The sequence below is a fragment of the Psychrobacillus psychrodurans genome, assembly GCF_050209195.1.
GTDB lineage: Bacteria > Bacillota > Bacilli > Bacillales_A > Planococcaceae > Psychrobacillus > Psychrobacillus psychrodurans.
In genome coordinates, this window is the sequence record NZ_CP189791.1 from 761,297 (window position 1) to 785,479 (window position 24,183).

General features: G+C 40.6%; 19 protein-coding genes. 18 read left to right on the top strand and 1 reads right to left on the bottom strand.

Features of this window, described 5'->3' with window-relative positions; all coding sequences use genetic code 11:
- Positions 1-407: 407 nt before the first annotated feature.
- Complete coding sequence (locus ACQCPR_RS03745) at positions 408-971, bottom strand: helix-turn-helix domain-containing protein (protein ID WP_340928620.1); 564 nt, start codon at positions 969-971, stop codon at positions 408-410.
- A gap of 256 nt (positions 972-1,227) precedes the next feature.
- Here ACQCPR_RS03745 and ACQCPR_RS03750 point away from each other — a divergent pair, with 256 nt between their 5' ends.
- The 18 genes from ACQCPR_RS03750 to ACQCPR_RS03835 all read left to right on the top strand — a co-directional run bounded on the left by ACQCPR_RS03750 (position 1,228) and on the right by ACQCPR_RS03835 (position 24,124).
- Positions 1,228-2,049: a transporter substrate-binding domain-containing protein gene (locus ACQCPR_RS03750; protein ID WP_340928622.1), complete on the top strand. Its 822-nt coding sequence runs from the start codon at positions 1,228-1,230 to the stop codon at positions 2,047-2,049.
- Positions 2,050-2,131: 82 nt separating this feature from the next.
- The gene (locus ACQCPR_RS03755; RefSeq protein ID WP_340928624.1) at positions 2,132-2,791 is read left to right on the top strand and encodes an amino acid ABC transporter permease; all 660 of its coding nucleotides are present in this window, start codon (positions 2,132-2,134) and stop codon (positions 2,789-2,791) included.
- Positions 2,792-2,812: 21 nt separating this feature from the next.
- Entirely contained in the window at positions 2,813-3,541 is a 729-nt protein-coding gene (locus ACQCPR_RS03760) for an amino acid ABC transporter ATP-binding protein (protein WP_340928625.1), read from the top strand.
- A 146-nt stretch (positions 3,542-3,687) separates the two neighbouring features.
- Positions 3,688-4,113: an RbsD/FucU family protein gene (locus ACQCPR_RS03765; protein WP_427138215.1), complete on the top strand. Its 426-nt coding sequence runs from the start codon at positions 3,688-3,690 to the stop codon at positions 4,111-4,113.
- Positions 4,114-4,132: 19 nt separating this feature from the next.
- A complete protein-coding gene (locus ACQCPR_RS03770) occupies positions 4,133-4,900 on the top strand; it encodes a DeoR/GlpR family DNA-binding transcription regulator (RefSeq protein WP_427138216.1) in 768 nt (255 codons plus the stop codon).
- Between the two features lie 173 nt (positions 4,901-5,073).
- On the top strand, positions 5,074-6,552 hold the full coding sequence (locus ACQCPR_RS03775) for a sugar ABC transporter ATP-binding protein (protein WP_427138901.1): 1,479 nt from the start codon (positions 5,074-5,076) through the stop codon (positions 6,550-6,552).
- A gap of 17 nt (positions 6,553-6,569) precedes the next feature.
- A complete protein-coding gene (locus ACQCPR_RS03780; RefSeq protein ID WP_427138217.1) occupies positions 6,570-7,562 on the top strand; it encodes an ABC transporter permease in 993 nt (330 codons plus the stop codon).
- 55 nt (positions 7,563-7,617) lie between these two features.
- Entirely contained in the window at positions 7,618-8,598 is a 981-nt protein-coding gene (locus tag ACQCPR_RS03785) for an ABC transporter substrate-binding protein (RefSeq protein WP_427138218.1), read from the top strand.
- A gap of 86 nt (positions 8,599-8,684) precedes the next feature.
- Positions 8,685-9,647, top strand: coding sequence for a Gfo/Idh/MocA family protein (locus ACQCPR_RS03790; protein WP_427138219.1), 963 nt, complete (start codon positions 8,685-8,687; stop codon positions 9,645-9,647).
- Positions 9,648-9,665: 18 nt separating this feature from the next.
- Positions 9,666-10,307 (top strand): class II aldolase/adducin family protein, encoded by a 642-nt coding sequence (locus ACQCPR_RS03795; protein ID WP_090565517.1) that lies wholly within the window; start codon positions 9,666-9,668, stop codon positions 10,305-10,307.
- Between the two features lie 12 nt (positions 10,308-10,319).
- Positions 10,320-11,756, top strand: coding sequence for a rhamnulokinase (locus ACQCPR_RS03800; RefSeq protein ID WP_427138220.1), 1,437 nt, complete (start codon positions 10,320-10,322; stop codon positions 11,754-11,756).
- 14 nt (positions 11,757-11,770) lie between these two features.
- Positions 11,771-13,555 carry an L-fucose isomerase gene (locus ACQCPR_RS03805; RefSeq protein ID WP_427138221.1) on the top strand — a complete coding sequence of 595 codons (1,785 nt, stop codon included), beginning with the start codon at positions 11,771-11,773 and terminating at the stop codon, positions 13,553-13,555.
- A 516-nt stretch (positions 13,556-14,071) separates the two neighbouring features.
- A complete protein-coding gene (locus ACQCPR_RS03810; protein ID WP_427138222.1) occupies positions 14,072-15,694 on the top strand; it encodes a ribulokinase in 1,623 nt (540 codons plus the stop codon).
- A complete protein-coding gene (locus ACQCPR_RS03815; RefSeq protein WP_427138223.1) occupies positions 15,663-17,711 on the top strand; it encodes a bifunctional aldolase/short-chain dehydrogenase in 2,049 nt (682 codons plus the stop codon). The genes ACQCPR_RS03810 and ACQCPR_RS03815 overlap by 32 nt, the downstream gene beginning before the upstream one ends.
- 415 nt (positions 17,712-18,126) lie before the next feature.
- Positions 18,127-18,858 carry a (Fe-S)-binding protein gene (locus ACQCPR_RS03820; protein WP_427138224.1) on the top strand — a complete coding sequence of 244 codons (732 nt, stop codon included), beginning with the start codon at positions 18,127-18,129 and terminating at the stop codon, positions 18,856-18,858.
- 1 nt (position 18,859) lies between these two features.
- Positions 18,860-20,290 (top strand): LutB/LldF family L-lactate oxidation iron-sulfur protein, encoded by a 1,431-nt coding sequence (locus ACQCPR_RS03825; RefSeq protein WP_427138225.1) that lies wholly within the window; start codon positions 18,860-18,862, stop codon positions 20,288-20,290.
- Positions 20,283-20,903, top strand: coding sequence for a LutC/YkgG family protein (locus ACQCPR_RS03830; protein ID WP_427138226.1), 621 nt, complete (start codon positions 20,283-20,285; stop codon positions 20,901-20,903). The genes ACQCPR_RS03825 and ACQCPR_RS03830 overlap by 8 nt, the downstream gene beginning before the upstream one ends.
- 968 nt (positions 20,904-21,871) lie before the next feature.
- Complete coding sequence (locus ACQCPR_RS03835; RefSeq protein ID WP_340879073.1) at positions 21,872-24,124, top strand: hypothetical protein; 2,253 nt, start codon at positions 21,872-21,874, stop codon at positions 24,122-24,124.
- Positions 24,125-24,183 lie beyond the last annotated feature (59 nt).

Sequence of the window (24,183 nt, forward strand, 5' to 3'; positions counted from 1 at the left end):
TTCTATGAGGAGAGTAAATACCGAACTGCATAAGAAATTCCATATAACCCCAGACCGCAAGTAAACCTCTGTCTAAAGCAAGTAACCACCAATCGAGACAAGTACGACCCCCGACTCCGCAAGAAATCCACCACGAAAGCAAGTAACCCTTCCCGCTCCGCAAGTAAAACTAAAAGGAAGCTTTCGCCCATGCGAAAGGCCAACTGCATCTGTAAAATTTCCATATAACCCCAGACCGCAAGTAAACCACCAACCAAAGCAAGTAACCATCAAGCGAGAGCAAGTACCACCCCTAACTCCGCAAGTAAATTCACCACAAACGCAAGTAACCCCACTCACTCCGCAAGTAAATCAAACCACACCCAACCAAAAAAGCCCTCCGCTCACACGAAGGACCTCCCAAAAACCTAAAAATCATGCGTCATCGTCCAAACAGCAATCGCGTCTGTATCCCCATCGTTCATAAAACGATGCGGCAGCGAGCTATCAAAGTAAATACTATCCCCTTCATCGATAAGGTAAACCTCGCCCTCAATTTCAATCCTCAAACTACCAACCAGCATCAGACCGCACTCTTCGCCACCATGGAACATAAGTGGATCATCAGTGCTCTCACCTGGCGACACAGTCATCTTAAAAAAGCTCATCTGCTTGCCTGAACTTGGTGACAAAAGCTCATATCCGACATTTGGTCGCACACGTTTTATGAAATGACCCTCACCTTTGCGGGTCAAAGTTACTGCATTATTTTCTTCTGCTTCAAAGAACGAAAACACAGGAACCTTCAAACTATGGCTTAATTTCCATAACGTCTCCAGAGAGGGGGATACTTGTCCGCGCTCTATTTGAGAAATCATACTCTGGCTCACACTAGCTTTTTTCGCCAATTCATCGGAAGTCAATCCTTGAAATCTGCGTAAATACCTAATCCGTTTACCAACCTCACTTTTGGGAAAAACCAATTTAAACACTCCTTTTGAATAAAGATACAATATACAGAATAATAAAACATTATGATATTAAAATCAAAAAATACTAATCTTATAATAAAAAGCATATAATACAACTATACATAATCTATTTTGCACTTTTATTCTAATAGAATCAATAATAAAAATATTATAACTAATTATTTTTTATGTAGACACGTGAATAATAATAATTTATACTACTAATAATTCAATAGTTTCATAAGGGGAACTGAATAAAAAAACGGGGGTTAAGTTTATGAAGAAATGGTTAATGGCAGTACTAATGATTACCATGTTAATCATTGCTGGATGTAGCAATGATTCAGGTGGTGGAGTTTCAACAGAAAACTCCACAATTCAAAAAGTATTAAAAGAGAAAAAACTAATTATCGGGATGTCATCAGGATATTTTCCATTTGATATGAAAAATCCAGATGGTGACTTTGTTGGGTATGACGTAGATTTCGCAAATGCGCTTGGAGAAGCACTTGGAGTGAAAGTGGAGTACAAGCAATTTACATTTGACGGATTGATTCCAGCATTACAAACAGGGGAAGTTGACATGATTTTCGCTGGTATGACAATAACAGGTAGTCGTGCTTTGGCGGTTAGCTTTGCAGATCCTTATTTCCAAACTGGTCAAGCAGTAATGGTTCCAGGGGATGATACACAAACAAAAACATGGCAGGAACTAGATGTTAAAGGAACTAAAATCGCTGTTGGTATCGGAACTACTGGTGCTCTACTTGCAAAAGATGTATTTAAAAACGCAGAAATCATGGACTTTGAAGATTTCCCAGCAGCTGCAGCAGCAATGGCTCAAGGCCAAGCAGCAGCTGTAGTATACGATGAGCCTGCAATTGCTGTATGGAAATTACGTAACGGCGATGCTGTAAATCAACTTGAAGGTTTAATTTCTACAGAAAACTTAGGGATTGCAATTAAGAAAAATGATTTCGAAACAATTCAATGGGTTAACTCATTCTTAAGCAGCTATCTTGGAAGTCCATCAGAACTTGCATCACGTGCAAAATGGTTCGAATCTTCTGAATGGTTAGATGAAGTAGTAGAGGAATAGGGACTAGCGCTGAGTAGTGATCAAATATCTACTCAGTGCATATTCTTGCAAAACACTCAGCCAACTTAGAGGAGGAACAACTATGTATCAATATGACTGGAGTGTCATAAGTCGAAATATGGACGTGTTCATCGAAGGTGCGCTGAAAACGCTTGAGATTTCTGCGATTTCCATCCTTCTAGCAATTCCAATAGGCATTCTATTTGGACTCGGACGTATTTCTAAAAACAAGATCATATTTATCATTTCATCCGCATACATAGAAATAATGCGAGGGGTACCACTACTGGTTCTACTCATCTGGATTTTCTACGTACTTGGACAATTTTTCTCATTAGGCTCCTACTGGGGTTCAATTACTGGTCTTTCCCTGTTTGCTGGAGCATTCATCGCGGAAATAGTTCGATCTGGTATTCAAGGTGTACCAAAGGGACAAATGGAGGCAGCTCGCTCATTAGGTATGTCCCATACAAAAGCAATGATTCACATTATTTTACCGCAAGCATTTAGACGAGTATTGCCGCCGCTTGCATCACAATTCATCATGCTAATAAAAGATTCATCACTTATATCTGTAATAGCAGCATCCGAATTAACGCTAGCAGCAAAAAACTTAGTGGCAACATCATTCCGATCCATTGAAGTATGGACATTCGTCGCACTAATCTATTTCATCATGACATTCAGCCTATCGTTAATCATTCGATACTTCGAAAAACGATTACTAAAAGGCGAGGCATAACGTTAAGGAGGGTGTACCCAAATGATCACTATCAAAAATGTTAACAAAAGCTTCGGCGACCACCACGTCCTAACCGACGTTTCGCTTGAAGTACCAAAATCGAATGTTATCGCATTGATTGGCCCAAGTGGAGCAGGGAAATCGACCTTAATCCGAACTATAAACGCATTGGAGCCGGTAGATAATGGGGAAATAACAGTGGACGGCATCTCCATCCATGACAAAAAAATAGATATCAACGTAGCCCGCACAAACATCGGCTTCGTATTCCAAAGCTTTAACCTATTCCCATTCTTAACCGCATTAGAAAACGTTACAATGGCACCTATAAAAGTAAAAGGAATGAGCAAAGAAGAAGCTGAAAAAAGAGGGAAAGAGCTACTAGCTTCCCTTGGCTTAGCAGACAAATTCGATGCCTATCCAAACAGACTTTCCGGTGGTCAGCAACAACGTGTAGCCATTGCGCGAGCATTAGCAATGGACCCGCAAGTCATGCTATTTGATGAACCAACATCAGCACTCGACCCTGAAATGGTAACCGAAGTGCTTGATGCTATTCGTAAACTAGCAAAAGACGGCATGACCATGGTTGTCGTAACGCACGAAATGGGCTTCGCCAAAGAAATCTGCGACGAAATCGTCTTCATGGCAGAAGGAAAAATAGTTGAACGGGCAGCACCGGCTAAATTCTTCACCAACCCAGACACACAGCGTGCCCAAGACTTCCTATCAAAAGTCCTTAACCACTAGAGTAATCTAGTGGTTTTTATTTTGAATAAAACACCTTCCCAGTACACTTAGTCCTACCCTCATCAACCCCAAACAAAAAAACACTTCCATTCCTAAAAATCTTTGGTATCATATAGTAAAACAAAAACAAACAAAGGAGAAACCACATGCTTAGAAACATACCGCACTGTATTTCGCCCAAACTCCTTAAAATTCTAATGGAAATGGGGCATGGAGATGAAATTGTCATCGCAGATGGTAATTTCCCGGCTGCATCACACGCGCAAAATTTAATAAGGCTGGACGGACTCCATATTCCAGAAATATTTGAAGCCATTCTTACGCTCATGCCACTCGACACATATGCGGATTCATCGGTTTTTTATATGATGCATGGACCAGAAATCTCCGCACCACCGATATGGAAGAAATACGAGAAAATCCTCCAAAACACAGATAACCAAACAGTCACACCATCAAAACTCGAACGTTTCCGCTTCTATGAACAAGCCAAACAAGCTTACGCAATAATCGCGACTAGCGAGCAAGCGCTCTATGCCAATATTATTCTTAAAAAAGGCGTAATTACATAAAGAAAGAAGGAATCCACGTATGTTAGTTCCGGAAAGACATAAAAAAATCATCAACATTGTCAATGAAAATAAAACCGCCCGTGTATCTGAACTGAGCAAACTACTAAAGGTGACGGAAGAGACGATCCGCCGTGATCTAGAGAAACTAGAATCAGAGAATAAGCTAGCTCGTACGCATGGTGGAGCCATTTCTACACAAGTGGAAGAAGGGGATATTCCTTATTTCCAACGTGAAGTGATGAACCAACAAGAAAAAATGGCGGTTGCAAAACAAGCTGTTACTCTAATACAAGAGGAAGATATCATATTCCTCGATGCTAGTTCCACCGCTTTCTACCTAGCTAAATTACTTCCCAATAAGAAAATAACCGTGCTTACAAACTCGCTTAGAGTAGCCGCTGAACTAGCCAACCAAACACATATTCAAGTTATAGTAGCTGGTGGTAACCTTTCCTCAACTTCCTTATCTTTAGTAGGGCCACTTACTGTCAGCACATTGGAACGTTATCACGTAAACAAAGTCTTTTTCTCTTGCAAGGGTCTACACAAAGACTGGGGAATCAGTGATTCCAACGAGCAGCAAGCAATCGTCAAACGCAAAATGATAGAGATGGCAGACCAAAAAATACTCCTACTGGACCATACAAAACTCAACAAAAAAGCATTTGCTCACATCGAAAAAGAAGAGGTTATTAATACGATAATCATTGATGATCTAGCAAATAAAACATATCTAAAGTATTTCGAAGAAAAAAACATAAAAATTTCCTATGCGCAATTGGGTTGAGTCCTCATTGCGCATCGTGTAATAACCAAATTACGAATTAAATAGTCAGAATTATAAAAAAACACTTGATTTTATTAAATAACTATTTTATAATCAACACAATCAAAGAAAAACAAATATAAACAAATATCAAACAACAAAAAGGCGGGATGAAAGTGGAGCCTCTTTTACGAATGGAACATATTAGTAAATCGTTCCCGGGTGTTAAAGCGTTATCCGATGTAACGATCGACCTCCAATACGGGGAAGTACTAGCCCTCGTAGGGGAAAATGGTGCGGGAAAGTCTACACTCATGAAAATCCTAACAGGTATCTATCCAAAAGACGAAGGAACAATCACTCTTCAGGAGAAAGATATTACAGTTCATTCTCCAAAACAAGCACAAGAACTTGGTATTTCCATCATTCATCAAGAACTCAACTTGATGAAAGACCTCACAGTTGCAGAAAATATTTTCATCGGACGTGAACCAAAAGGAACGATGAACCTTCTTGTAAACGACAAACAGTTGAACAAGCAAACGGCAGAACTTTTCAACAAACTCAACTTAGACTTAGACCCCAAAACTAAAGTGCGTCATTTAACCGTAGCAAAGCAGCAAATGGTAGAAATTGCAAAGGCACTTTCATTCAACTCGAAAATACTCATCATGGACGAACCAACCACAGCACTGACAGAAACCGAAATCGATACACTCTTTGACATTATTTCTAGCATCAGAGAAAAAGGCGTCGGCATCATTTATATCTCTCATCGAATGGATGAACTTAAGCGAATCTCTGACAGAATCACGGTTATGAGAGACGGAACATACGTGGACACCCTAAAGACATCAGAAACGGAAATGAGCAAAGTCATTCAACTGATGGTTGGCCGACATGTATACATAGAATCGAAGCCAAACATTGCTTCTGGAGAAAAGGAAACTGTACTAAAGGTAAGTAATATCTCCACGAAAAACCTGTTAAAAGATGTTTCGTTCGATTTAAAAAAAGGAGAGATACTTGGATTTGCTGGGCTAATGGGTGCAGGACGGACTGAAGTAGCCAGAGTACTATTCGGTGCTGATCCATCCACGAATGGAACGATCAACCTACATGGCAAGGAAGTCAAAATAAAATCACCAGCGGACGCCGTGAATCAAGGAATCGGCTACTTATCAGAAGACCGAAAACAATACGGCTTACTCGTCAGCATGGACGTCAAATCGAACATTGCACTAGCAACTATAAAAGACTACCAAACGAATTCATTTTTTGTAAGCGATTCCAAAATTAAAAAAACAGCTACAAAATATGTCGAGAGTCTAAAGATTAAAACTCCATCTGTAGATCAAGAAATTAGACTCCTCTCTGGAGGCAATCAGCAAAAAGTCGTTATTGCAAAGTGGCTACAAAGGGATTGCGACATTCTAATCTTCGATGAACCGACACGTGGAATTGATGTTGGAGCAAAAGGTGAGATTTATAAACTACTAGATGAGCTTGCAGCAAGTGGGAAATCAATCATCATGATCTCATCTGAATTACCTGAAGTTTTACGAATGAGTCATCGGATCGTCGTCATGTCAGAGGGAAAAATCACAGGGGTACTTTCCTCGGAAGAAGCAACACAAGAAAAAATAATGGAGTATGCAACACAGCTCCACTAATAATAGGGGTGAAGTAAATGAACGTGGATACAATTATTGAAAAAGAGCCAGTAAAGAAAAAAGTCATACCGCCAGGTGCTATTCAACAAACACTAGCATTTGGAAGTTTAATAGTTTTAGTTATTTTCTTCTCAATTGCATCAGATAGCTTTCTACAATGGAGCAACATGATCGGTATTTTATTATCAACTGCAGTAATTGGAATTCTTGCACTTGGTGCTACATTTGTCATTATTACAGGCGGAATTGACCTTTCAGTAGGAACAGTAATGACTTTATCCTCGGTTATTTCCGGAGTAGTCATTGTCAATGCAGGTTTACCATTGATTGTCGGTGTTTTTGCAGGTGTTGCAACAGGGGCAATCTGTGGCTACCTTTGTGGGATTGCAATTACCAAGATGAAGATTCCTCCTTTTATTGCCACGCTTGCAATGATGATGATTGCAAAAGGTCTGGCACTAGTTATTTCAGGGGCAGCACCAATTTATTTCACAGACCATGCTTTATTCACAAAGATTGCACTTGGCTCAATAATTCCGGGAGTGGACATTCCAAATGCAGTTCTAATATTTTTCCTCGCTGCAATTATTGGAGCGGTTATTTTATCAAAAACTATTTTAGGACGTTATAATTTCGCGATTGGAAGCAATGAAGAAGCGACAAAACTTTCAGGTGTGAATGTGGATTTCTGGAAAGTGACTATTTATTCATTGGCAGGAGCATTTACAGGAGTTGCTGGAGTTATCATGGCTTCTCGTTTAAATTCAGCCCAGCCAGCATTAGGTCAAGGCTATGAATTGGAAGCGATTGCAGCGGTTGTTATCGGCGGAACATCCCTTAGTGGAGGGAAAGGAACAATCGTTGGGACAGTAATCGGTGCACTGATTATGAGCGTTCTAACAAACGGTCTACGCATCATGTCTATTCCGCAAGAATGGCAAACGGTCGTAGTCGGCATGGTTATTATTCTAGCAGTATATATGGATATTCTCAGAAGACGCAAAGAATAACAAAGGGTCTATCGTCCAAGTGACGTTAAATATAAAAGGGAATGGGGAGAAATAAATGAAGAAAAGGTCTTGGATTTTAGGGAGTATATTAGCTGTTTCTACGATTTTAGGGGCATGTAATGCAGAAGATGCCGATTCTAGCACAACATCAGAACCAAGTGGCGATAAACCATATGTAGCGATTGTCTCCAAAGGGTTCCAGCATCAATTCTGGCAAGCCGTTAAACAAGGGGCAGAAGAAGCAGCGGAGGAATTTGATGTAGAAATTACTTTTGAAGGACCAGAAAGTGAATCACAAGTGGATAAACAAATAGAAATGCTCCGCGCGGCACTGGACAAAAAGCCAGATGCACTAGGCTTTGCAGCACTTGACTCACAAGCAGCAACGCCGTTACTAGAAGAAGCTCAAAAAAGTGAAATACCTATTATTGCATTTGACTCAGGAGTAGAAAGTGATATTCCTCTTGCAACTGCTTCTACGGATAACAAAGCAGCAGCGGCTTTAGCGGCAGACAAAATGGCTGAATTCATCGGCGAAGAAGGAAAAATTGCACTAGTTGTACATGACCAAACCTCTGTAACAGGAGTACAACGTCGTGATGGCTTTAAAGAACAAATTGAATCCAAATATCCAAATATAGAAATCGTCGACATCCAATACGGTGGTGGAGATCATCTTAAATCTACCGACCTTGCAAAAGCGATGATTCAAGCGCATAGCGACTTAAAAGGAATTTTCGGTTCCAATGAAGGCTCTGCAATCGGTGTTGTAAACGCTGTACAAGAACTAAACAAATCGGGTGACCTAGTAGTTGTCGGCTTTGACTCGGGGAAACAACAAATTGATGCAATTACAAGTGGCTTAATGTCTGGGGCAGTAACACAAAATCCAGTCGGCATCGGTTACGAAACAGTAAAAGCTGCAGTAGATGCGATGAACGGAAAAGAAGTTGAAAAAACAATCGACACAGGCTTCATCTGGTACGACAAAGACAATATTGAATCAGAAGAAGTGCAAAACGCAATTTACGAATAAAACACTGCATTCCTGTTGCAAAAGTTACTGGTGGCTAACGCAGCATCAGTAAAAAATTGCAACATAACAGAAAGGAGGCTAACAAATTGAAGACATTGCGATGGGGAATCATCGGAGCTGCGAACATTGCTAAACAGCAAGTTATTCCAGCTATCAGACAAACACCCAATAATGAAGTCACAGCAATTGCAAGTCGTAGTGGCAAAGCAGAATCCCTAGCTCAGCAATTCCATATTCCAAACATATTCCAGTCATACGAAGCGCTTCTCGAATCACCTGATGTGGATGCAGTGTACATAGCACTTCCGAATGCATATCACAAACAATGGGCACTCGCTGCAATCCACGCGAACAAAAATGTCCTGTGTGAAAAGCCGATTGTGCTCACTACAAAAGATTTAACCGAACTTCAACAAGCAGCCAAAAAGCATCATGTACTCCTAATGGAAGCTTTCATGTATCGTTTCCATCCGCAAATAGGAAAAGCAAAGCAATTGATAGCAGAAGGAACAATTGGGGAAATACTCACGATTCGTGCCCGTTTCCATTTCACGATGGAAAATTGGGACGATGACATTCGCCTCGATCCAAATCTTGGGGGAGGGGTACTAAATGACATCGGATGCTATCCAGTAAATGTACTGAACTATTTAATAGAAGAAACTCCAAATAACATCCAAGCTTTACAGGGGAAAACAAAAAACGAAATCGATACACATATAGCTGTCCAACTTAGCTATCCATCCGGAATCCTTGCTCAATTTGATGCAAGCTTTTACGGACCGATGACTCAAACTATTGATATTATCGGCACAGCAGGAACGATGCAACTACCATTTGCTTTCAGAGCTGACCAAAACAATTACGATGGGATCATCCATTACCACTCAAACAATGAAACCCATACCGTCAAAGAAACAGGAAATGCCTATATCGAGCAGATAAAAGCATTCCACCAGGCTACCGAAAACAAAGAATCACCAACATATACACATGCACAAATGCTCCAACAAACAGAAACATTAGAACGCATCGCTAAAGCACTCTAGCAGAAAGGAAGTAACCAAATGTCTAAAGTCATTGAAGAACTAAACAAATATGCACATAAATTAGTAGACCAAGGCCTAGTAGTAGGAGCAGGCGGCAACCTCAGCATGCGAGATGGGGGTTACATGTACATCTCTCCAAGTGGCTTTGATCTCAAGGAAATAGAACCTCATCAGTGGGTGAAAGTCGACATTACAACAGGAGAAATCGAAGGCAATCTTCGCCCATCATCCGAAGTACTCATGCATTTAGAATGCTTCCGAAAAAATGAGGAAATCCAAGCAGTTCTTCATGCACATCCGACCTATTCGGTAGGCGTCTCCTCTGCTGGCAAAGACATTCCGCCTTTATTTCCAGATTTTCCAGCGATGGTCAAGAGTGTGGGTTACATCGATTACGTCATACCGACGACCAATCTACTTGCAGAAAAAGTAGCAGAACTCGTTGACAAAGATGTCATAATTATGCGTAATCACGGTGTTCTAACATTAGGGAAAACGATGAAAGAAGCATACTTTTTCATGCAACTAACGGAGGAATCCGCCAAAGTATACACTATTAGTTCCATTTTCGGTGGTCCACGAGTTTTGACTGAACAAGAATGTGAGGACCTTCGAAACCTTTCAGCAGAAAGATATCGCTCGAAATTGCTAAAGGAATAGGAGGAAATCACGATGACAACCGTACTTGCCTATGATCTCGGAGCATCTAGCGGTCGCCTAGTCGCCCAAAAATTTAACGGGCAAACGCTCACGATGAATGAAATACACAGGTTCCAAAACAAACCAGTTCATGAAAACAATCATTATTACTGGGACTACAGCAATCTTATAAAAGAACTAAACCAAGGTCTCAACAAAGTAACGTCACCTGCCAAATCACTAGGCATCGACACATGGGGTGTAGACTTTGGATTATTAAATAAAACCGGTCAGCTCGTCTCCAAACCATTTTCATACCGAGACACGCACTCCGTCCAATATGTCCAACAAGCTACAACACAATTACCACCCCAAACATTATTTGAACAAACCGGTAACGAAATTTCTGCCATAAACACATTATTTCAACTGATGGCGATCCAAAGTCAATACCCACAATACTTAACCGAAACTACCGACATACTTATGCTGCCGAATCTACTTATTCACGCATTATCAGGCGTCAAACTGAACGAATTCACTATAGCCTCAACATCACAGCTAGTTAACAAAAACCAACAATGGGACAAAAATATTCAACAAACTTTTTTCAATCAAACACTCCCATTCGCACCAATCGAAATGCCGCATCAAATGGTAGGTACGATAAAGAATCACCCTTCCATCCAAATGGCACTCGTACCAGGGCATGACACAGCCTGCGCATTATCTGCACTACCAATCCAACGACCTAATGCCTTATTCATCAGTATTGGAACATGGGGACTAATCGGTAAGGAAATAAAAGAACCAATTACAACAGCAGAAGCATTTCAGCAAAGCTTTACAAACGAAGGAACGAGCGAAGGGCAATACCGATTTCAAAAAAACGCCATGGGATTTTGGATTCTTCAAAAATGCCGAGAAGAATGGAAGCAACAAGGAATCCATTTCACATACGAACAAGAAATAAATGCTCTGCAACAAGCAAAATCATTCAACACATTCATCGATCCAGATGACGACCTTTTCTTTAACCCGGTATCGATGTTGCAGGCAATCAAGAAATATTGCTTGCAAACAAATCAGCAGGTTCCAAATACACCCGGTGAGCATATCCGCTGTTTCATCGAAAGCCTTGCTATAAAATACGCATACACAATCGAACAAATAGAAAAAATCACGAATACGAAAACAACCGACATTTACATCGGTGGAGGCGGTACACAAAATACAAAGCTATGCCAATTTATCGCAAATGCATCGAACAGAATAGTCCATACTGGACCAACTGAAGCAAGCTCTATCGGTAACGGGTTATCCCAACTGCGAGCGCTTGGAGAACTACACTCAATCGAAGATGGACGACAGCTTGTCGCAAACTCTTTCGAGATGAAACAATATGAACCACAGCACAATACCCAATGGCAAGAAGCAATCGATCGATTTCAACAACTACTACATATGTAATGGAGGAATTATTCATGACAAAAGAACGTTATATCGGAGCTTTACCGAAAATAGGAATACGTCCAACAATTGATGGTCGCAGAAGAGGGGTACGTGAATCCTTAGAGGAAACGACGATGAATATGGCAAACAACGTCGCAAAATTCCTATCCGAAAACCTTAAATACTATAACGGGGAATCGGTAGAATGCGTCATTGCAGATACTTGTATAGGTGGGGTAGCTGAAGCAGCACAAGCAGCCGAGAAGTTTAAAAAAGAAGGAGTCGGCGTTTCACTTACTGTAACTCCTTGCTGGTGCTACGGCAGTGAAACAATGGATATGGATCCGCATCTTCCGAAAGCAGTATGGGGCTTCAACGGAACAGAACGACCGGGAGCAGTTTACCTAGCAGCCTCTCTTGCCGGGTACAACCAAAAAGGGATACCAGCATTCGGAATATACGGGCATGACGTTCAAGATGCAGGTGATCCAACTATCCCTCGGGACGTCCAAAAAAAACTTCTCCGTTTCGCAAAAGCTGGCCTTGCAGCAGCAATGTTAAAAGGCAAATCATATCTCGCTATGGGGTCTGTCTCCATGGGAATCGCAGGAAGTATCGTAAAAGACGACTTCTTTCAGGAATACCTAGGCATGCGTAATGAGTACATCGACATGAGTGAATTTGTCCGCCGGATGGATCTAGAAATTTACGACAAAGAAGAATACGAAAAAGCACTTCAATGGGCAGACGAGAACTTAACCATAGGTGAAGACATAAACAAAGAAGAATTCAAACGTACAGATGAAGAAAAACGTAGTGACTGGGAACGGTCTATTAAAATGACGCTCATCGCTCGTGACCTTATGATTGGCAGTGACAAACTAAAAGAAATGGGCTTTGAAGAGGAAGCAAATGGTCATAATGCACTTATAGCTGGATTCCAAGGGCAGCGTCAATGGACGGACTACTTCCCAAATGGAGACTTCATGGAAACCTTCCTAAACTCATCCTTTGATTGGAATGGCAAACGTGCACCATACATTCTAGCAACAGAAAACGATAGCTTAAATGGTGTCACAATGGCAATGGGCAACTTACTAACGAACACCGCACAAGTTTTTGCAGACGTGCGCACGTACTGGAGCCCAGATGCAGTAAAACGCGTAACCGGAAAAGAACTCACAGGAAAAGCTGCCAACGGAATCATCCATTTACTTAACTCGGGTTCTGCAGCACTTGATGGAACCGGTCGCCAACAAATAGATGGCAAACCTGTCATGAAACCGTTCTGGGATATTACAGATGAAGAAGTAAAAGAAACACTAGAAAACGTTCAGTTCCGTCCGGCATCAACAGAATACTTCCGAGGCGGCGGCTACTCAAGTGATTTCACAACAAAAGGCGATATGCCAGTAACAATCGCCCGCATTAACTACGTAAAAGGACTTGGGCCAGTGCTACAAATTGCTGAAGGGCACACCGTCGAACTAGAAAACGACATGCATGACACACTGGACCTACGTACAGATCCAACATGGCCAACGACTTGGTTTGTTCCAAACCTAACCGGCGAAGGTGCATTCACTGATGTTTACTCTGTCATGAACAACTGGGGAGCCAACCACTGTGCTCTCAGCTACGGTCATATCGGAGACGACCTAATAACACTTGCTTCCATCTTACGAATTCCCGTAAACATGCACAACGTCGAAGCATCACGCATCTTCCGCCCAAGCGCATGGAACATGCTCGGCACCGACCAACCAGAAGCAGCCGACTACCAAGCATGCAAAAACTTCGGGCCGCTTTATAAATAAGTTAAGTAAATATAGGTTCAGCTACAAGGATGTGTTTGCTTATGTCCAGGCGTAAATCTCTTTAGTAGGAGTAACTAAAGAGGTTGAGTGTAAGTCTGTAAATAGAATAGTTTAAACTGTTGGCATTTTTATATCTTGCTGATATTTGTTTAAAGGCATGTTAGGATTCTATTCGTAATTAGTTTCTTACTACCAAACTTGTCCGCTGCGGATAAAAAAATTTTATATGCTACCGCATATTCTTCGTGTTTAATAGGAAGTTTCAATTCTAATTAACATGTTGAGTACTGCTCGCATTATTTGATTGCAGTGGAAGGTGGCGACTCCAGCGGGATAAGCGAGAAAGTCGAGACCCCGCAGGGAGCTTAGCGAACGAGGAGGCTCGGCCTCGCCCGCGGAAAGCGTCCGCCTGAAACGGAAATCAACAGAATCTTTTATTAGAATAAATAGAGGATAATAACGCATAACCATGTTTTACAACTATCAATAATCCAGCCTACAAACAGAGGTGAAACCATGAAATATGCAATCGGCATTGACTATGGAACCGAATCAGGACGTGTAATATTAGTGAACATCGAAAACGGCGATATCGTCGCTACTAGTGTGACGCCCTACCCCCATGGCGTCATCACTGGGCATTTAAATAACCGTACACTAGGCAAAGAAACCGCACTCCAAGTGCCACAAGACTACCTAGACGTGCTCATAAAATCAATCCCGGAGGTAATAAAAGAATTAAACCTAAACGACATTGTAGGTATCGGACTAGACTTCACATCATCTACCATCCTGCCAGTCGACGAAAATCTAAACCCGCTATGCGAAACAAAAGAACATGAAAACAACCCACATGCATACGTCAAACTGTGGAAGCACCACGAAGCAGAAGACGAAGCAAAACACCTAAACAAAATCGTACAGCAAGAACAATGGATCAAGCGTTACGGTGGTACCATCTCATCGGAATGGATGCTTCCTAAAGTGTTAGAAATCGCAAACGATGATCCAACACTTTTTAACCAAACTCATCTATTCCTCGAAGCAGGGGATTGGGTCGTTTCAAAACTAACAGGAAATCTTATTCGAAACAGCTGTTCTGCAGGCTACAAAGGGACATGGCATAAAGAAACAGGATTTATCGACAATGAAACATTACAAAAAATCAGTCCCGCCTTAAACAATATATACAAAACAAAATTACAAGGGAACGTTCAGTCATCCGGCACACTCGCTGGTACATTAACAAAAGAAATGAGTAAAATAATTGGACTCCGTGAAGGAACACCAGTTGCTGTAGGGATCATCGATGCCCACGCGGCACTTCCCGGAGCCGGAGTAAGTGAACCAGGCACGCTCGTCATGGTCATGGGTACGTCCACCTGTCATTTACTACTTAGCGACAAAGAAGTGCTAGTCCCTGGTATTAGTGGTGTAGTCGAAGATGGTATCCTACCAGGCTATTTTGCATACGAAGCAGGGCAGGCGGCAGTCGGTGATTTATTTGCCCACTTTCTAAAAAACTATCAAACGAATTTCGAAACACTTTCCGATGAAGCTAAAGCACTTCAACCTGGACAAAGTGGTCTTCTGGCACTCGATTGGCATAACGGCTGCAGAACTCCATACGTAGACACAACTTTATCGGGTGCCTTAGTTGGAGAAAAACTCTCTACAACACCAGCTGAAGTATATCGAGCATTACTTGAAGCAACTGCTTTCGGTACAAAGGTCATCATCGATTTATTTGAAAAGCACGAAATCCCTATTAACCAAGTAATCGCAACAGGTGGTATACCAAATAAAAACAACCTACTTATGCAGATTTATGCAGACATCCTGCAAAAAGAAATAACTGTTGTACAAACCGACCAAGCACCAGCATTAGGAGCAGCTATCCTAGGAGCAGTCGCAGCAGGTGAATACGACTCCTTTCCGAGAGCTATCCGACATATGGCGTCCAATGAAACAATCATTTATAAACCGAACAAAGATAACGCGAACATTTACAACCAATTATTTGATATGTACAAACAGTTCAGCACATTTTTTACAGAGCAATCATCTATAATGCACGACCTAAACCACCTGAAAGGGGAGAAAAAATATGATAGAAAACCTATGGAACACATCCGATAAATCTGTACAATCCAATACATTAGAAGAACTTACTTACCGCTCGAACTTAATCGGCACCGATCGTCGCGTTTGTAACTGGGGAGGGGGAAATACCTCCTTCAAAACAACCGCAACCGATTTTCGAGGTATCGAAGTCGAAGTAATGTGGGTAAAGGGGAGCGGTTCTGACCTCGCTACGATGAAAGAATCCAACTTCACTGCACTTCAATTAGAGCATATTCTCCCTCTTCAACAACGCGAAGATATGACAGATGAAGAAATGGTTGACTATTTAAGTCATTGCATGCTCGACAAATCGCATCCACGTGCCTCCATCGAGACGCTTTTACATGCGTTTCTTCCATATAAACATGTAGACCATACGCATCCCGACAGCATCATCAGTATTTGCTGTGCACCAAATGGCAGGGAAATAGCAAAAGAAATATTCGGAGACCGTTTCGTATGGGTACCTTATATACGTCCTGGTTTTCTCCTATCTAAAATGATTGCAGAAGGTGTACAAAACAATCCGAATGCTGAGTTAGTCCTAATGGAAAAACACGGTCTAGTCGTTTGGGGAGACACAGCACGAGAAAGCTATGATAAAACAATCGACATTATTAATGAAGCAAAAGCCTATATTGATCACAAATTAAAACAACATCCTGCATTCGGCGGACAATCAACAGAAACAGTGCCTCAAGAAAAAAGACTTCAGACATTAAACGAAATCCTTCCATACATAAGAGGACTCGTTTCAACAAACCAAGGTCAAATCGTAACATATGATGACTCAGACGAAGTACTGGAATTCGTCAATAGCGAACGTGCTGCCTCACTTTCCCAAGTCGGAGCAGCCTGTCCAGATCATTTAGTGCACACAAAACGGGTCCCACTTTTCATAGACTGGGATGGAAATCTAGAAACGATTAAAACAAGTATTGAAACGTACAAAGCAGAATACCGAAAATACTTTGAAGCTTATGCATCCTCAGGCGATAACATGTTCGACCCATCACCTAGGGTCATCCTTATCCCAGGAATCGGGATGATTAACACCGGAAAAGACAAGGCATCTGCCCTTGTGAGTGGCGCACTTTACCACCGAGCTATTTCTGTCATGAAAGGTTCAGATGCTCTTGGTGGTTTCACATCTCTTTCTGCAGAAGAATCTTTTGCCATAGAATACTGGCCATTGGAATTATATAAGCTTTCACTTGCACCCAAAGAAGCCGAGTTCTCTCGAAAAGTTGCATTCGTCACTGGAGGAGCAGGAGGAATCGGTAGTGAAACATGCCGTCTATTAGCTTCTCAAGGAGCACATGTCGTCCTAGCTGACTTAAACCTAGAAGGAGCAGAAGAAGTTGCTGCCGAAATAAATGCTTCAAACGGAGAAGGCAGAGCAACAGCAGTGAAAATGGATGTAACTGATGAAGATCAAATCATTTCAGCATTCCAATTAGTGAACCGAACATATGGCGGTGTAGACATCCTAGTAAACAATGCAGGTCTTGCGACATCCAGCCCATTCGAAGAAACAACCTTAAAAGAATGGAATCTAAATATGAATGTTCTCGGAACAGGATACTTCCTCGTCTCCAGAGAAGCATTTAAAGTGATGAAAGCACAAGGGAAAGGCGGTAGTATGATTTTCATTGGCTCCAAAAACTCTATCTATGCCGGCAAAAACGCATCTGCATATAGCGCGGTCAAAGCACTAGAAGTCCACCTTGCACGCTGCATAGCTGCAGAAGGTGGCGACTTCGGAATCAGAGCAAACTCAGTATTGCCAGATGCAGTCCTACAAGGCTCTGCCATATGGGGATCGAAATGGCGCGAAGAACGAGCAGCAGCATATGGCATCGAACCGGACGACCTAGAAAATCATTATAGAGAACGAACTGTCCTAAAAGAAAATATCTACCCAAGAGATATCGCAGAAGCTATAGCTTACTTCGCTTCTAGCAAATCAGCCAAAACAACAGGCTGTATGCTAACCGTAGACGGAGGAGTAGCCGCAGCATTTACTAGATAATACTAAAGTATTGTTGCAAGAGTTATTGCTGTTATTTAATTCTTTGTATATGTTCGGTTAAAGCATATTATTTTTGATGGTTTACGAGGTATTAACTCGATTGTCATTAATATGAATTGTAATTTCATCGTGTTTTATCTAAATGCTCTATTTCATTATTTAATAGAATACTACCCGTTTTATTGATTGGAGTGGAAGGCGGCGACTCCAGCGGGATTAGCGAGAAAGTCGAGACCCCTCAGGGAGCATAGCGACTGAGGAGACTCGGCCTCGCCCGCGGAAAGCGTCCGCCTGCAACGGAAATCAACAGCATTACTAATTAGTATAACTATCCTGATCACAAAAGAGACCATTCAATATAAACCAAAAAGTCGCTTCCCACAAGAAGCGGCTTTTTCAGAAAGGAAGACCACCTATGACTATACATGTCACCCTATTCTCCACCTGCCTAGTCGACCTATTCCAACCAAACGTAGGCATCGCAACCGTAGAACTACTCGAAAAACTCGGCTGTAAAATCGACTTTCCGCCAGCCCAAATATGCTGTGGTCAGCCAGCATACAATAGTGGCTATGTGCACGAAGCAAAACCGGCAATGATCCATTTACTCGAAACGTTCCAGCACGCCGAATACATCGTCTCCCCTTCTGGCTCATGCGCACTCATGCTGAAAGAATATGAACACGTCTTCATGGATGATCCAAAATGGCACGCAATAGCCAAAAAAGTCGCATCCAAAACATACGAACTAACCCAATTCATCGTCCATGTATTAGGCGTAACCAAAATAGATACATCACTCCCAGGAACAGCAGTCTTCCATACATCCTGTCATATGACAAGACTTCTCGGAGCAAAAGAAGAGCCAAAGCTACTATTGAATAATGTTGACAACCTGACAATCCAGTCACTTACTGGTCAAAGTCAGTGCTGCGGCTTTGGTGGTACATTCTCCGTCAAGATGGGAGATATCTCCGCGGAAATGGTGAAAGAAAAGGTGGAACATATTAAACAAGCTAATACGGATTATTTAATAGGGGCGGACTGTGGCTGTCTCATGAATATTGGTGGGCGACTTTCCAGAGAACAACAGTCAATCGAAGTATTGCATATCGCAGAAGTACTTAACCGAGGAATGGAGGGATAAAATGCCACTCAAAATAAAACCAGGTCCATTCAAACAACGTCTAACATCCGAGTTAAATAATGATTTTATGAGAAAAGCAGTTTCTAGTGCACAGGATGGACTTGGAACAAGGCGAGACTTAGCAACCGAGCAACTTGGAGAATGGGAAAAATGGCGCGAAGCAGGGCAAGAAATTCGCCAACATACCGTAAATAATCTCGCACACTATTTAGAGCAATTCAGTGAACAGGTAACAAAAAGTGGAGGTCATGTATTCTTCGCAAAGGATGACGTAGAGGCAACGAACTATATTAAACAAATCGCCCAACAAAAAAACGCCCAAAAAATTGTTAAATCTAAATCGATGGTCACGGAAGAAATTGGACTAAACGCTGCACTTGAGTCAATAGGTTGCGAGGTAGTGGAAACGGACCTAGGGGAATATATACTTCAAATCGATGATCATGACTCGCCATCGCATATCGTTGTGCCCGCATTACATAAGAAGAAAGAACAAATCCGAGACGTTTTTGTGGAAAAACTAAATTACAAAAAGTCAGCAGATCCAGAAGAACTAGCGAAGCACGCACGCTATACACTTCGAGAAAAATTCCTAGAAGCTGATTTAGGGATAACAGGCTGTAATTTTGGAGTCGCAGAAAGCGGATCAATCTGCCTCGTTACAAATGAAGGAAACGCCCGCTTAGTCACGACTATCCCTAAAACCCAAATAACCGTTATGGGTATGGAGCGGCTCGTACCCACCTTCGAAGACTTAGACGTTATGGTGTCTTTACTAACAAGAGCTTCTGTCGGACAACGAATTACAAGCTATGTAACACTACTCACAGGACCTAAAAAGCAAGAGGAAGTCGATGGACCAGAGGAGTTACATGTCGTTATCGTTGACAATGGTCGCTCTAAAATTCTAGGTACTGACTTTCAAGAAATTCTCCAGTGCATTCGCTGCGGAGCATGCTTAAATGTTTGCCCGGTATATCGTCATATCGGTGGTCATGCATATGGCTCTATCTATCCAGGGCCAGTTGGTGCGGTACTCACTCCGCTACTCGATGGCTACGAGGATCACAAAGAACTACCATACGCATCAACACTTTGTGGAGCATGTACAGATGTTTGTCCAGTGAAAATTCCATTGCATAGCCTACTACTTAAGCATCGTCAAGTAATAGTAGAAACAGAAGGGAAAGCACCTATTAGTGAACGCCTTATGATGAAAGCGTTTGGTTTCGGTGCATCTACAAACTCTGTTTATACAGGAGGCTCTAAAATGGCCGCAGTTAGTCTCAAAATGCTACTAAAAAACAAACAAACTATATCAAATGGTCCTGGTCTCTTAAAAGAATGGACGAATAGTCGGGACTTCCCCGCACCAAAACAAAGTCGTTTCCGAGATTGGATGAAAGAACGGGAGGAAACGAAGGGTGACTAAACTACAAAGAAACAAAGTAGAACTACCTATTTCAAGTGTTTATAGTGCAATCGAAACAAATTCTTTGAAACAAGTATTCATTGAATCTGCCAAGCTTATCCGAGCAGATATAATAGAAACAACACAAACAAATCTTATCGAAACCTTAACTGAACTTATAAAAGATACTCACTCAGAAAAAGTGCTTTCTTCTATAGAAAGAGGAAACGCGGAATTAGTTCAATGGCTCAAAGCTAATACAACACCTTGGAACCCAGCACTTGGCTCCCAAAATATCCAAAATGCAGAACAAGCAACAATCGGACTCTCCTATTGTGACCATGCATTAGCTGAATCCGGCACAGTCGTCCTTCTAAACGAACATAACAAGGGAAGATCTGTCAGCCTATTACCGGAAATTCATATCGTACTAATCCCAACAGATTCTATTATTCCAAGATTACAGGAAAGCATGAGAACCTTAAGTGAACGTATTAAACAAGGAGAACCTTTTCCGACCTGTATTAATTACATTACCGGTCCAAGTAACTCAGCAGATATCGAAAGTTATTTAGTAGTAGGAGTCCATGGTCCATTACAAACTATTTACGTTCTAATTGATGAAGATGTCTAAATAAATAGATTTTTAACAACAAGATTTCCGGAATTGACCTCTGTAACATAACTTTAATGGGCAAAAATATTTAAACAATTCTACTGTAGTTCCTTCTATTCAACACTCGATACTTTTCTACTAATGAAAAGGTGGATAAAAACATGCTGAGATAAAAACATGCTGAGATAAAATCATGCTAAATAGCTAAAGGAATATATCAAATGGTGCTGGCATGTGTATCTGATTTTATCATTACCGGTGGAGGAGTCATGAACCAAACCCATCTTTTACCGAAAATATAACGAAACATATTAAAAAATTCAATAATTCCACACATTATCTAGCACTTGCAAACTTAGAGAAGACAATCACAGCGCTAGCGTTAGTAGGTAATGCCAGTTTAATAGGAGGACTAATATTTGCAAGACAAATAAAAAAGAGGCTTTGATCATTAGATCAAAGCCCCGATAAAATAAGAAAAGAAGCATCCGATGTTCAGATGCTTCTTTTCTTGAGCGATAAAACGAAGGAAGTAGAAGGCTGCACACTAATGAATGTACAAACAAGTTTACGGCGTTACACATCTATAAGTAACCTTCTATACAGTACATCATAACACATATTAAATAAAATGCACGCAATAAATTCAATAAAACTAAAAAAAATTTAAAAGTTTTTAATGTGAATATACTTTGATTAAAATAAAGGAAATCTATTAACCTAAAAAATAGTAAAAATTATTCAAAAAAAAAACTAGCGTTATTGGATACATTACTGTAATATGGAATATGTAATAGTGTCCTTGGTGCTTCCAAAATGTCATCTTCGAAAAAAACTGGAAATCTTTTAGGATTTTTAGTTGATTTTAGCATATGAGTTTTGTATACTCATATATTAGTTAGGGTGACGATATTGGACGCGATCAGCGACCGGCATTACACACTACAAAAAATTGCACCACACAAGCGAAGGGAGATCACAAGTTTATGAAGAAAAAAGCTATCAAAATTGCAGCTTCAACTGCAGTAGCAGCTTCAGCATTCGTTGCAGCAGCACCAGCACAACAAGCTGACGCAGCAACAAATGTAAACCAATTAGTAACAGACGCACAAAATGCAGGTACAGTATTAAAATGGGCTATCTCAGTAGAAGGTTCTGCTAACTACGTAACACGTCCATACGATCAATACAATGCTGCTAAAAAAGCAATCGCAGCAGCAGAAGCAGCAGCAAAAAAAGCTTCTGCATCTGAAAAATTAAGCATTGCAGCTAAACTTGTTGAACCAAAATTACAAGTTAAACGCGCACAAGCTTACATCGATGCAATCACTTCAAGTGAAAAAATTAAAGAATTAACAGCTGCTCTTGAGGCTGCTATCAAAACAAATGACATCGAGAAAGTTGAAGCGGCTTACCACACAGCAACTGCTGAGTACCGTAAACAAGCTAAACTTCTTGACCGTGTATATGGTCAGTCTACTCGTGACGGCATCCGTAACGCAGTTAAACCAGCTATTGAGAAATTAGTTGCTGACGTTAAAAATGACGTTACTGTTAGTATGTTAGCAAAAGCAGCAGCTGCTGACATCAAAGCTGGTAAATTAGTTGACGCTGCTAAAAAATTAGCTGATGCTCAAGCTATTCTTGATGCAAACGTTCTTAAATGGGAAACTTCATTACAAAAATCAGTAGATGATGTTGCAACATCATTACCTTTAACAGTACTTTCAGCTACTCGTGTAAATGATAATACAGTAGAAGTGAAATTAAACAAAGCTGTTACAGCTATCGAATCTTCAGAATTTACTTTTGATAATGGATTAGCAGTAACAAGTGCTTCTCTAGCTAAAGACGGTAAAACAGTAACATTATCAACTACTAAACAAGAAGCTGGAAAAACTTATACTTTAACTTATAAAGGTACTAAAGTTTCTTTCACAACTCCTGCTTCATCTGTTATTTCTAACGTTGCTGTAGATGGTTCAGCTGTAAGAAGTGAACTTGGGAAAAATGTTCCTTTAGTTGCAAGTTTCAAACAAACAAATGGTCAACCTTCACAATCAACAGTGAATGTTCTAGTACCTGCAAACTTAACTGCTGTTTCAATCCAAGGTACTACACCTTCTTCAGTAGGATCTGAAACTATCGACGGTGTAGCATACACTGTATATTCAGCAACTCCAAATACTAGTGGTCAAGTAAGTGTTGTAGTATCTGCTGGAAACGCAGCAACTACTCAAACTGGTAAAGTAGAATTCCGTAAAATGTTTAATGGTCAAGCTGAAGAATCTAAAAAGACTGGAACATTATACTTCTATGAAGTGCCTGCTTCAGCTTCATTAGTAGATGCTGAATTAACTTATGTTGATGCTGCAAATAACTATTTTGTTGCAAACAATAAAAAATACTTGATTAAAACTGGTGACACTTTATTTAATGAAAGTTCTCTACCATTAACTGTAGATAGCTTTAAAACTTTCTTAAATATTGGAGATAAAGTTACTGGCACATATAACAAAACAACTGCATCAGATCTACGTATTGTATTTAATAAAGTAGTATCTGACTTAGAATTCAGTGAAAAATTCTTTGTTACTGGCAAAGAAAATTCAACAGATTCATTCCGTACAGATGATGATACTATTGCTTTAGAAGGTTTAGGTAACGCTGGTTACGATCTTCATGTATACAAAATCGTTGGTACTTCACGTGTATTCTTAGGGAAAACAACTGTTTCATCTAATGGTACTTGGAGCTATGTAACAAACGTAGATCAAAATACTATTACTAAATTTGAAGCTGTTCAAAAACCAGTTGGCGTAGCAGTTGAAACAACTGATGTTGGTGAATTCTTAAATGTTACTGAAGGTGCTTTCTCTATTGGTGCTATTACTAATACAGCAACATCAAATGATTCAGTACTAATGGGAGATACTGTAGTATTCAATTCTAAACCTTTATTTAATGGGGTTGTAGATTCTACAAAAGTAGCTAACAATGCGACTATTACTGTAGTTGATGGAGACGGAACTAAAGCTACATTCACTAACAATACAAACTTAACTAAATTTACTGCTGGTACAACTGGATTTAATGTAACTTTCGGTTATGTTGAAGGTGCTGCTGGCGGAGATAATAAATTAAGTGGTGTATTAACTGTTATTGATGTTAAAGGTGTAACTAATGCATATGGCGTTAAATTTACTCCTGAAGCTGATGACAAAATTGTAAACTACTAATTTAATCATTAGTTTGAAAATAAGACCCTTTAGAGCTAGTTTCTAAAGGGTCTTTTTTT

What these genes read in the sequence shown, in the direction of transcription:
- ACQCPR_RS03810 (WP_427138222.1), top strand. Translation starts at nt 14,072, where the DNA reads ATGAAATATGCAATCGGCATTGACTATGGAACCGAATCAGGACGTGTA.
- ACQCPR_RS03825 (WP_427138225.1), top strand. Translation starts at nt 18,860, where the DNA reads ATGCCACTCAAAATAAAACCAGGTCCATTCAAACAACGTCTAACATCC.
- ACQCPR_RS03800 (WP_427138220.1), top strand. Translation starts at nt 10,320, where the DNA reads ATGACAACCGTACTTGCCTATGATCTCGGAGCATCTAGCGGTCGCCTA.
- ACQCPR_RS03805 (WP_427138221.1), top strand. Translation starts at nt 11,771, where the DNA reads ATGACAAAAGAACGTTATATCGGAGCTTTACCGAAAATAGGAATACGT.
- ACQCPR_RS03755 (WP_340928624.1), top strand. Translation starts at nt 2,132, where the DNA reads ATGTATCAATATGACTGGAGTGTCATAAGTCGAAATATGGACGTGTTC.
- ACQCPR_RS03795 (WP_090565517.1), top strand. Translation starts at nt 9,666, where the DNA reads ATGTCTAAAGTCATTGAAGAACTAAACAAATATGCACATAAATTAGTA.
- ACQCPR_RS03775 (WP_427138901.1), top strand. Translation starts at nt 5,074, where the DNA reads ATGGAACATATTAGTAAATCGTTCCCGGGTGTTAAAGCGTTATCCGAT.
- ACQCPR_RS03750 (WP_340928622.1), top strand. Translation starts at nt 1,228, where the DNA reads ATGAAGAAATGGTTAATGGCAGTACTAATGATTACCATGTTAATCATT.
- ACQCPR_RS03835 (WP_340879073.1), top strand. Translation starts at nt 21,872, where the DNA reads ATGAAGAAAAAAGCTATCAAAATTGCAGCTTCAACTGCAGTAGCAGCT.
- ACQCPR_RS03820 (WP_427138224.1), top strand. Translation starts at nt 18,127, where the DNA reads ATGACTATACATGTCACCCTATTCTCCACCTGCCTAGTCGACCTATTC.
- ACQCPR_RS03780 (WP_427138217.1), top strand. Translation starts at nt 6,570, where the DNA reads ATGAACGTGGATACAATTATTGAAAAAGAGCCAGTAAAGAAAAAAGTC.
- ACQCPR_RS03770 (WP_427138216.1), top strand. Translation starts at nt 4,133, where the DNA reads ATGTTAGTTCCGGAAAGACATAAAAAAATCATCAACATTGTCAATGAA.
- ACQCPR_RS03765 (WP_427138215.1), top strand. Translation starts at nt 3,688, where the DNA reads ATGCTTAGAAACATACCGCACTGTATTTCGCCCAAACTCCTTAAAATT.
- ACQCPR_RS03785 (WP_427138218.1), top strand. Translation starts at nt 7,618, where the DNA reads ATGAAGAAAAGGTCTTGGATTTTAGGGAGTATATTAGCTGTTTCTACG.
- ACQCPR_RS03760 (WP_340928625.1), top strand. Translation starts at nt 2,813, where the DNA reads ATGATCACTATCAAAAATGTTAACAAAAGCTTCGGCGACCACCACGTC.
- ACQCPR_RS03815 (WP_427138223.1), top strand. Translation starts at nt 15,663, where the DNA reads ATGATAGAAAACCTATGGAACACATCCGATAAATCTGTACAATCCAAT.